Origin of the sequence: Paenibacillus sp. p3-SID1389 (assembly GCF_025151705.1) — a bacterium.
In the GTDB taxonomy this organism is placed as follows: domain Bacteria; phylum Bacillota; class Bacilli; order Paenibacillales; family Paenibacillaceae; genus Fontibacillus; species Fontibacillus phoenicis.
Map to the genome: position 1 here is coordinate 1 of NZ_JALXVO010000126.1, position 654 is coordinate 654.

Sequence of the window (654 nt, forward strand, 5' to 3'; positions counted from 1 at the left end):
ATGCGTTGCTCGATCTCATCCAAAGCATGAAGCATTTCGCTGAATGCCACGTGCATGGACTCATACGGGAACGTAAGCTGCCCTAACCAGACGCGATACTTCTTGGTCCAGCGACGCTTTATGGTGGCGGGTGGTTCAATCTGGTGACGAAGCAGGAATTTCAAGATCCGCTGACGAGCCCGGTGGGCATCTTCCTTGGCAGCTTCACGGGCGCGAACCAATTCCCGTAGAGCCTCATCTTCCCGTTCGGGGACGTAAACGGGAGTGAGCTCTCCTGCACGATACAAACGCGCGAGTTGCTCGGCATCCCGTCGATCTGTTTTCACTTGGTCGCCGGGGCGTTTGGGAATGAGCGATGGAGCAATGACGACACAGTGGGCCCCCATGGAGGTGATCCAGCGATAGGTTTCGTAACCTGTGGGTCCTGCCTCGTAGCAAAACGATAGCGTTTCGGCCGCTCCCAGCTCTTTGATAAGCTTGCGTAACGCTGCCGGTGTGTGGGGAATGGTTCCGTAATAGCGTGGAGCTTCCCCGCTCACATCTGCAATCGCAACCGAAATTTTTTCTTTGGATACATCTAAACCGACGAATTTTGTGGTAGACTGCATAGTATCAGCTCTCCTTTGCTATGTAGCTCTGAAATGGTTTGGGTTA

Annotated in this window: 1 protein-coding gene; it reads right to left on the bottom strand. The window is 53.5% G+C overall.

Going from position 1 to position 654, the window contains the following annotated elements:
* Window positions 1-608 (bottom strand): IS110 family transposase (locus M3G15_RS21380; RefSeq protein WP_260072021.1); only part of this gene is annotated, 608 nt, incomplete at its 3' end.
* Window positions 609-654 lie beyond the last annotated feature (46 nt).